The organism is Pontibacter beigongshangensis (assembly GCF_014332515.1).
GTDB classification, from domain to species: domain Bacteria; phylum Bacteroidota; class Bacteroidia; order Cytophagales; family Hymenobacteraceae; genus Pontibacter; species Pontibacter beigongshangensis.
Window position 1 is genome coordinate 103,448 of record NZ_VFSD01000025.1, and the last position, 6,000, is coordinate 109,447.

6 protein-coding genes are annotated in these 6,000 nt (G+C 54.1%); 2 read left to right on the forward strand and 4 right to left on the reverse strand.

Annotated features, from left to right (window positions below; all coding sequences use genetic code 11):
- Positions 1-27 precede the first annotated feature (27 nt).
- A complete protein-coding gene (gene arsC / locus FJM74_RS18585) occupies positions 28-369 on the forward strand; it encodes an arsenate reductase (glutaredoxin) (RefSeq protein ID WP_187264139.1) in 342 nt (113 codons plus the stop codon).
- Between the two features lie 51 nt (positions 370-420).
- Here arsC and FJM74_RS18590 read toward each other — a convergent pair whose 3' ends face one another.
- The 4 genes from FJM74_RS18590 to cysC all read right to left on the reverse strand — a co-directional run bounded on the left by FJM74_RS18590 (position 421) and on the right by cysC (position 4,970).
- Complete coding sequence (locus FJM74_RS18590; RefSeq protein WP_187264140.1) at positions 421-1,674, reverse strand: MFS transporter; 1,254 nt, start codon at positions 1,672-1,674, stop codon at positions 421-423.
- 453 nt (positions 1,675-2,127) lie between these two features.
- Positions 2,128-2,703, reverse strand: coding sequence for a DUF922 domain-containing protein (locus FJM74_RS18595; RefSeq protein WP_187264141.1), 576 nt, complete (start codon positions 2,701-2,703; stop codon positions 2,128-2,130).
- A gap of 72 nt (positions 2,704-2,775) precedes the next feature.
- The gene (locus tag FJM74_RS18600; protein WP_187264142.1) at positions 2,776-4,119 is read right to left on the reverse strand and encodes an MATE family efflux transporter; all 1,344 of its coding nucleotides are present in this window, start codon (positions 4,117-4,119) and stop codon (positions 2,776-2,778) included.
- Between the two features lie 230 nt (positions 4,120-4,349).
- The gene (cysC, locus tag FJM74_RS18605; protein ID WP_187264143.1) at positions 4,350-4,970 is read right to left on the reverse strand and encodes an adenylyl-sulfate kinase; all 621 of its coding nucleotides are present in this window, start codon (positions 4,968-4,970) and stop codon (positions 4,350-4,352) included.
- 116 nt (positions 4,971-5,086) lie between these two features.
- Here cysC and FJM74_RS18610 point away from each other — a divergent pair, with 116 nt between their 5' ends.
- Complete coding sequence (locus FJM74_RS18610) at positions 5,087-5,977, forward strand: sulfotransferase domain-containing protein (RefSeq protein ID WP_187264144.1); 891 nt, start codon at positions 5,087-5,089, stop codon at positions 5,975-5,977.
- Positions 5,978-6,000: the final 23 nt, after the last annotated feature.

A 6,000-nucleotide genomic window follows, 5' to 3' on the forward strand; every position in this document is an offset into this window, starting at 1 on the left:
AGCATCTGCCATTTTATTTAATGAGTTATGCTGAAGATCTACCACAATACCCGCTGTAGCAAAAGTCGCCAGACCCTTGACCTGATTGAGCAGGCAGGGCAGGAGGTGCAGATAATTGAGTACCTGAAAGAAGCACCTTCCGCTGCTGACCTGCAGGACGTGCTCCGGAAACTAAACATGAAGCCGGAAGATCTGGTGCGGAAAGGGGAGAAGCTTTACAAAGAAAAATTTGCCGGCAAGCCTCATACCGATGCCGAATGGCTCGAGATTCTGGCTGCCAACCCAGGCCTGATCGAAAGACCTATCGTAGTGAAGGGCGATAAAGCTGTGATAGGAAGGCCCCCGGAAAATGTGTTGAAGTTGTTGTAGATAAGCTTCGGAGGGGCTTTTTGATTAGAATAATTGATCCACGAAACCTTTCTATACCCCTGCCGAGGCCTTTGCAGGAGCTTTTTGGGCCTTCGGGGTAAATCCCGACAACACACGCAGCACGATCAGCAGACTGGTGCCAGTAAGCGCAGCAGCCAGAAAAAACGGTGCCTCCGGAAAATAGAGCGGGGCGTTATCGCTGGTGAAGAAGGAAAAAAAGTAACTCATCAGGGGAGCGCCTACAACGGCTGTGGCACTTGCCAGGCTGGCAACGCCGCCCTGCAGCTCGCCCTGTTCCGTTTCCGGAACCTCACCGGAAAGTATGCTTTGTATGGCTGGTTCGGAAATGCCACCCATGGCGTAGGGCAGCAGGAAAGCGAACAGCATCCAGCTTTCAGAGGCAAGCCCAAGCAAAAGGTAACCAAGGCTGTACAAGCTGATCCCCACACAAGCCGTCCGTTTGGCACCGAGGCGGGGAGCCACAAGGCCCGTCAGCACCCCCTGCACCAGCGCGATGAGCAGGCCCAGCAGCCCAAAGGAATACCCGATGCTGGCCTCGGGCCACTCAAATTTGAGCGCCGTAAAGTAAGCCCAGACATTGTGGAAAACGTGCACGGCAATGTAGGTGCAGAACAGGGAGCAGAACAGGCCTGTCACGACCGGGTACTGTCGCAGGTGCAGCAGCGCCCCGATGGGGTTGGCACGTTTCCAGGTAAACGCGCTTTGGTTGAGGCCTGGCAACGACTCCGGCACCACAAAATAAGTATAGAGCCAGTTCAGCAGGGTGAGGGCAAAGGCAGCATAAAACGGGAACCGGATGCCGAACTCGCTCAGTTCTCCGCCCAGCACCGGCCCGATGGTGATGCCCAGCCCAAAGGCCGCGCCCAGAAGCCCGAACCGTTTTGCCCGTTCTTCAGGAATAGTTACATCGGCTGTATAGGCAGTGGCAGTATAGAAGGTGGTGTTGCTGGCGCCAGCCAGCAGGCGGCCCGCAAAGAGCCAGCCAATACCAGTGGCAAAGCCCAGGAGCAGGTAGTCTATGCCAATCCCGAAAAGGGAAAGCAGCAGCAGGCGCCGCCTGCCAAAGCGGTCGCTCAGCTTGCCCAGGGCAGGGGCCATCAGAAACTGCGCAACCGAAAAAGTGAACATCAGCCAGCCGCCATACACTGAGGCCTTGCTTAAGGTGCCCCCGGTAAGTTCGCTGATGAGCCCGGGCAGCACCGGCAGCACCAGTCCAAAGCAAAGAACATCAAGAAACAGTGTCGTGAGTACGTAGCCCTGGGCAGCCTTCGCATTTTTATGCATGCAAAATTCTTTTAAGTGCCTGAAAATAAAGATTTAATTTCGGATGGCAGCAGGAACGGCCAGTTTTTGAACTGGATATTTGGTAAGCAGCGTCGTCAGCACAAATCAGCAACTCCGACATGCTAAATCAGACCAGAAAAGCCCCAATTGTTGTTTAATTGGCAGTAAAGTGCTCATTTCTAATATTGAACCTCTGATGGTAAAGTCAGCCTTATGCTCCTCCAATTTGATTTTTAGAAGGGCTTAGGGCTTGTAAAGCTGCCAGAGAACCTATCGGCCACCATGTCTAACTTTGAATATCTAATTTAGCGAAGCATTCGCCTCTGAGGGGCCTTGGCTAAAGTAAGAATGAAACAGCGCCTATCCGGTCTCCGCTCTACGTGGAAATCAGGCAGGCGCTGATGTAAGGGAATGCTGTGTCCGGTTGGGGGGCAGCAGAGGCAGGGGTAAAGCTTACTGATATGCCTCCAGTTCTTGCAGGCGCTGCTCAATGTTGGCAGCCCATTCAGCCTGTACAGCGGCATCCAGGCCATGTCTTGCCATTTTGTCGAACTCGTCCTGCTCGGCCTTCCAGGCGGCAAAGGCCTCGGTTACGGTCGGGCCAAGCTTTTCCTGTACGTTTGTGCAGGATGATCCCAGGTCCAGCAGTTTCTTGCGCAGCAGGCGGGCATGCACCTCCGTCAGGTCGAAGTGCAGCTGCTCGTGGTAGAGCAGCTTTGCCGACTTTTTGTTCTTTGACCAGGACTGCGTAGGCAGGAACACACAAGACACCTGAAACTCGAGTTGGTTGTTCCGGCATTTGGCGTCCAGGGCCAGGTTGGCGGCCGTGAGCGCATGATGCGGATTTTCCTCGTCGGGGTCAGCTTTAAAGTCTTCCCAGCTTAACCTTCTGCTGGATGACCAGGAAAGTTTTTCGTTCCTGATGCTGTTGTCTTCTTCAATCGCAGCAGATGGAGCGGGCGCAACCGGCACCCTAACAGGGGCAAAGAATCCTGTAACAAAAGATAAGAGGAGTGTGATAATAAACATTGGCTAAAAGTTAAATTATCGTTGTTACAAGGGCAACAAGGGTCTTTTTAGAAAGGTTGCATTTTTTTTGATTTATTTTTTGATAAGTTTCAGGCTTAGTTTTCTGAAGCGCCAGAAGAGTAAAAGAGCCGCCACGGTAAGCCCGATCAGCAGCCCGGCCCAGATGCCGATGGCGCCCACGCCCAGCTTAAAACAGAGCACATAGCCCAGCGGAAGCCCGATGATCCAATACGCTATTAAGGACACCAGGCTCGGGATCCGGACATCTTCCAGGCCCCGCAGCGCGCCCAGCCCCACCACCTGCACACCGTCAGAAATCTGGAAGAGCGCCGCAATGATCAGCAGCTGCGAGGCGATACCGATCACCTCTACATCATCGATATAAAGCATCGGGATGAGGCGGTTGAAGATTATCATCAGCAAGGCGCTCCCGATCATAAACAAAACGGCCATCAAAAAGCTGCTGAAGCCCGCTGCCTGCATGGCTCTTAAGTTGCCGAGCCCTTTCTGGTTGCCCACCCGAATGGTGGCTGCTGCTGCAATGCCTCCGGCCATCATATAAGACACAGAGGCCACATTTATGGCAATCTGATGCGCCGCCAGCTCCTGTGCGCCTATCCAGCCGATCATGATGGCCGAGAAGCTGAAAGCCCCTACCTCAAAGAGCATCTGCACCGAAATGGGCAGGCCCAGCTGCAGCATGCGGTACATGTGGATGAGGGAGAGGTGCCGGAGCCGCAGGTAATGCCGGTAAATGGCGAAGCGCCTGCCGTATAGCACGTAGCCACCCATGAGCAGGGCCATCAGAATGCGGGAGATCAACGTTGCCCAGCCCGCTCCCACCAGCCCCAGCGCCGGAAAGCCCAGTCTGCCATAAATCAGGACATAGTTCAGGGCAATATTGATGCTGTTGGCGAAAACAGAGATGTACATGGCTTGCTTTGTTTGCGAGAGCCCTTCCGTAAACTGCCTGAAGGCCTGAAACAGCATCAGCGGCACCATCGAGAAAAACAGTATCCGGAGGTAAGGAGTAGCCAGTTCCACCACTGCCTCCGGCTGGTTTAGCAGCGAGAGCCCCGGCGCCAGCAAATAGCCCGCCACCATCAGCAGGACGCCGAGCAGCACATTAGACACCAGCCCGGTAAGCAGCAGCAACGAGATCCGGGTTGGGTTCCGTCGGCCGTCGGCCGTGGCAATCAGTGGCGTAATGCTCATCGAAACACCAATGCCAAACATCATCATCACAACAAAAATGCTGTTGCCCAGCGAGGCGGCAGCCAGCGGCAGCGTACCCAGCTGCCCCACCATCAGGGTATCGAACACGCTTACCATGATGTGCCCCAACTGGCTTAGGACCACCGGATAGGCAAGCATGAAATTTTTATGGAAATGTTCTTTATACTCTTCAGACCTCATACCTCATACCAGTGGCTCATTTGGCCCGCAAAAGTAAGCTTTATTTTTGAATGAGAGGATGAGAGCCTGATTGTTTATGGGGCACCAGGGGTAGAATGGCAACCCGCAAAAAGGGAGGTAACCTGGTGATGAGGTGATGCTCTGCTGCAGCCAGCGGCAATCACTTCGGGGGTATTGCAGTAGCAGCAGAATGCTCCGGAGGGCCTGTTTTATTTAAATAATTTGTTCTTTCATCCTTTACAAACCGCCTGGGGTAACCCCTGGATCCTTAGCAGCGGCTCCACATGCCTGACAAGCTTCTCTACACAGGCTTCAACCGGCTCCGCCTCTGTTTGCAGTACCATATCAGGTGCAGAAGGCGGCTGGTAGGGGGCGCTGATGCTGGTGAAGTGGGGGATATGGCCGCTCCGGGCCTTGACGTAGAGGCCTTTGGTGTCGCGCTGCTCGCACACTTCCAGGGCGCAATCCACAAAAACTTCTGTTACCCTGCCTTCTCCTGCTATTTTCTTCACCAGGTTCCGCTCTTCCTCGTACGGCGATATAAAGGCGCACAGCACCACCAGGCCGGCATCGAGCATCAGCTTCGCCACTTCGCCCACACGCCGCAGGTTCTCCTTCCGGTCCTGGTCCGAGAAGCCGAGGTCTTTGTTGAGGCCATTCCGGACATTGTCGCCATCCAGCAAATACACTTTGTAGCCCTGGTGGAACAGGTAGTGCTCCAGCCGCAGCGCCAGTGTGCTTTTGCCAGAGCCGGACAGACCCGTAAACCAGACCAGCTGCGGCTCCTGCGCCATGCTGCGCTTTCGCTGTGCATGGCTCACCTCCGATTGTTGCGGGTATATGTAGCGCATCTGTTTCTGTTTTTATAGATGATGGATATCAGAAGTAGGGAATATTGTCTCCTTGTACGCCAAAACCACGCTGGAAGCCGTATAGGAGGCAGGCAAAATTTTTAAAAGGCTTTACTATGAAAATATTACAGGGCGGTGCCCCCAAGTGCGGCAATTTCTGGCTCTACCAGATCCTGCAGCAGCTCCTCCGAAAAACCGGCCACGACACCACAAGCTTTATGAAGCAGCAACCCATCTACGAACTGGCCAAAACCTGGGACCTGAACTACCCAAGCCAGGCCAGCATCGATGTGCTGGACGTGACGGACCTACAGTACAGCTACCGCATCAGCAGTATTTTCCGGATGCCGGTGGAGGACCTGGATAACTACCTGGCCCAAACCAACCACGTCTGGACGCACTCGCCGGTCTGCAAAAGGAGCGGGGACTTGTTCAACCACTTCGACAAGAAAGTATACATCCTGCGCGACCCGCGCGACCGGGCCATCTCAGCGGCTCGTTATTACACCTCTGCTTACATGCTCAAGTATTACCCGCAGGAAGAGAAAGACCCGAAACAATTTCTGGAAGAGAACTTCGACAAACTGCTGCAGGAGTGGGTGTGGCATGTGTATGACCATCTGCGCCTGCGCCAGCCGCACAACATCCACATCGCTTTTTATGAAGGATTTTTGATGGATTTTCAGCAGGAGCTGGAGCGGCTGTTGCAGTACCTGGGCTTAGCGTTAAACCAGGCAGAACGGGAACAGTTAGAAGTGGCCATGCAATTCGACACGCTCAAAAAAGAAAACCCGAAGCACCTGAAAAAAGGCACCTCCGGCTACTGGATGGACCAGCTTACGCCGGCGCAGATAGAGAAGGCAGAGGTGATAGCAGGTCCGCTGATCCGGTTTCTGGGCTATCCTTCAGCGCCAGGTCAAGCCATGACCTACAGCACCGAGCCACCGCACCAGAACTTTGAGCAGCTAAAGCAGGAGATCATCGCCTCGCAGGAGGCGCTGTATTAGAGCTTCGCTTAATTAAAAATTAG